Source organism: Endozoicomonas sp. SESOKO4 (assembly GCF_024606275.1).
Window position 1 is genome coordinate 1 of record NZ_JAHHPS010000017.1, and the last position, 3,637, is coordinate 3,637.

Consider the following 3,637-nt stretch of genomic DNA (forward strand, 5'->3'; position numbering starts at 1 on the left):
TAATCCGGCAGCTCATCGTAATCTCTTCGACATTCTTCGGGAATGATCAGGGGATGAATGCCTTGTCGTTTAGCGGCTATGACTTTTTCCCTAACCCCGCCAACAGCCAGAACTTTACCCGTGAGGGTCAGTTCTCCAGTCATGGCTATAGGGGCAGGCTTTGTATTCGTGGCAAGAGATAGCAGAGCGGTGGCCATGGTTATACCTGCTGAAGGGCCGTCTTTGGGAGTTGCTCCTTCAGGTACATGAAGATGGATAAAGGCTTTGTCAAAATAGGCTTCAGGAATGCCTAGCTTCTCGGCCTGACTTGAAACAAAGCTGTAGGCTATTTCAGCAGACTCTTTCATGACATCACAACGAACTGCGCCGCCCCTTAGGAGGCGGCGCATGAATCAATGCTCTAACAACGAGGGAGACCCCCGTTAGGACACATGAGTGAGCACCCAATATTATTGGCTCCGGCCGCCGTGTTGTCCATTCGTAGTTAAGAGTTTTGAAGCATAAAGAAATCTCTTTTATGTCACTTTTGGGATGCCAGTCTTTCTCCATATTTATCTGCCATTCATTTGACATTTAATAGCAGCAGGAAAACACAATTTTTCCTTTCATCTCACCGGACCTGCTGAGTTCAATTGCCATCAGCTAAGCTGTGTAAATAAGTGTTGGAAAGTTAACAAATCCACAAGCTCACAACGGACTGTGGCGACATGTCATCACCTCTTTCACCCGGCAGCAACAACTCACCCACTCCCCCCAGATTCACTGGCGACAATAACATGCCTACTTCTCCAGTCACTGGACAGGATCATTTGGGCCGGCAAATCAGTGAAACGACAACGACAAGTCAATTGAGCCACGAATCATCTGACCAACGGACACCAGAATCTCCTCACATTAATGAGAGGAAGGCTGAAAGACGCCCCTGGTTCTTCCAGCGGTGGTACAAAAGTTACATTGCCAGAAAAGACACGACGCCTCCTCCTGCTGAGAATCTTGACCCCGATGAAGAGCAAAAACAGACCGGATACCTTGGTTTACTGAAAGGGCTGCCAGGCAAGGCTGTAGGAGCACTTTCAAACCTTCCCGGTGCGGGTTACGAAAAGGTCGCGTCAAAACTGGATGATTTTATCAGTCGTCAGGTGGGTATTGAGATGACCCGTGAGGACGAAAGAAGCCAGTGGCGCTCTTTATTGTATGACCTGCTATGCAGTTATACCGGAGTCATTGTCGAAGGAAAGCAAACGCCATTCAACTTTAACGAAATACTCATAAAAAATGGCGATGCTCTCCCCATAAGAATTACGGCATTAAACTTCGACTCAAAAAGAGTCGTCCAACCATCAGAAAGCTATTTAATCAATGGACAAGCCACAGAAAATCATTTTGAAATGGGAGACCTCTCCTGCACCGTTGAAATTCCGTTTGAAGATAGTCCCCCTCTGATACTGCAACTCAGGCTTGAGAACACGACCCTCTCAGTCGGTACCGATATTAGCATCGCCCAGGTATTAAAAAACCAATTCATCTCTTCTTCCCGGGATCGCACCGCGGTTCAACTTTCTGCTGAAAAAGTAGAAGTCCGATATGAAAATCTGGACTCTTATCAAGAACTGACATCAGTACCTGATCCCTCAAAAGAATCAGACTGCATCGTGGGGTTTGAGAGGGGAAAGCTGACTATGAAAGGCGTCCGGCTATGCAAACCTCTTGACCTGCTTGAAGCTTCAACGAAACAGACATCCATACTTATTTTCGACTCGTTAAAATATGTCAACGAATCAGCCCGGCCTGCATTGGTAGAAGTCAAAAAAGTAAACGTTCAGCACCTTGACGACACCCATAATGGAACCTTCACCAGCTCACTGATCATTCACCCCAAAACCATTCGAAACATTCCCTATATTGGTTGGTTATTAGCTCCTCTCTTCTCTAGCCCTGTTCATCTCGAGATCTTCGCATTTATGCAACATGGTGAAGTCAGAATGAAAGATTTGAAACACGGTATCAGTGTTTCAGGAGGAACCCTGACTGGCTGGCTGGTAAAAAAAGCACTAAAGGCCAAACAAACACGATTGGTTCCATACAGCGGTGGAACAGGACTCCAGATTGGCTGGCCGTTTAAATTTATCGCATGCAAAATCGTTCTGCCTGGTCTGGTCCCCGGGAAGCCCGCGTCCAGCATAGAGGATCATGATCAGATCACCTTTAGGCAACTGAATCAGACCCGTGCTCAAAGTCATTCAGTACCAGGCCAACCTCAACCAGACGACACTTCATTTGAAGAGTTACCTTCACTTCACCACCAGCATTCAGAAGCGCTTGATCTGGAAGACGGTGTACTCATTGTACCCGACACTTTCAGCAGCGTGCTCAGCGTTATCTTCTCAGGAGACAGCGCTTTGGCTCAGCCAGTAAGAATGGTGCCACGCTTATTGGAAAAGCGTTGCATAGAAGCGGCAAAAGGTGACGAAACAGCTTGCCAGATCTTGCTCCGCTTTGTTCGGGATCAGGAAAGGTTTCAACATGAAAATGACTGCATGATGGCTCTGGAGGCCATTCCAGAAGCGTTCTTCATCAAGGAGGCTGCAGAAGCCGATGATGAGACATGGTTATGGTTTGAGAGTGTTGCACACAGACTGATTACTGTTGATAGAGAGAAAGCTTTTGAACTCTACAAACAGCTGTTAAAAAGAAAAGACATCGAGAACGCCAGTGGGCTGGCATCAAATACTGAATGGTTGATTCATCTTGCAAAGCACCTGCCTAAGAACACACCCGAGGAAAAAGCCATAGCCTTCCGGTTGGCCGAGTTTGCCTATAAGTCCGATCCGGAAAAAGCAGAAGAAGCGATTAAACTGCTCATCAACTGGAATAAGAATCAACTCTATAAAAAAAGCCAACTGAGCAGCCTTCTTCAAGACTTGATCAGCAACCACCCCTACTTTGCCGACCCTCATCATCTTGTCTCATTATTAAACCTGCTGGATCGGAGTCATCCGGAAATCGTTGCCCACTCACTGGAACACTTTCCGATAAAAACTCTTATTCAAAACCTCTGGATAGAGGACAGCATCAGGGCTCATAACACTCTGGATTTCCTCAAAATGCTGCTGGTCAAGCACGGCCGATTCAAAGAAGCCGCTGAACTGTTGATTGAGTCTGGAGACCGCAGACAGGCCGCAAGAATGCTTGACCTTGGCATCAGACAAGGTAAGCCCTCCGCTCTGAAGGTAAAACTAGATTTGGCGGTAAGGAATGAGCTGCCCGAAGATATGTCGTTGGCAAAGGAAGTTCGTCACCTCAGGTATTTGATAGAAAGTACTGCGACTCCAGAAGCAATGAGAGGGGCGGCCGTCTCAATCTTAGCAAGTATTGTGACAGAAAAGCCTCATCCGGAACTTGCAGGTATTTTCACTGAAGATCTGCTGATGACAGAGGAAAAAAAGGCTTCTTTTGTGAAAGCGATCGATAAACTGTTTGACCTTCAATACGCAGAAGCATCCACTCTGAATGATCGCATGAGAACCCTGAATCAGATTGAAGAACTCCTGAAAGCCGCCCGGACTGATGAGTCAGCTTACTTAAACAAACCTCTGATGCTGAAGCAGATTCAGGATGCCAACCAGCGGGGTGATCG

Annotated in this window: 1 protein-coding gene and 1 pseudogene; one reads left to right on the top strand and one right to left on the bottom strand. The window is 46.9% G+C overall.

Annotation, left to right across the window (positions count from 1 at the left end; translation table 11 throughout):
* Nucleotides 1-353 (bottom strand): annotated as a pseudogene (locus KDK16_RS00230) (S16 family serine protease); the annotation flags it as partial.
* A 354-nt stretch (nucleotides 354-707) separates the two neighbouring features.
* On the opposite strand from KDK16_RS00230, the gene KDK16_RS00235 reads away from it, so the two are divergent.
* On the top strand, nucleotides 708-3,637 hold a 2,930-nt coding region (locus tag KDK16_RS00235), incomplete at its 3' end, for a hypothetical protein (RefSeq protein ID WP_257274169.1).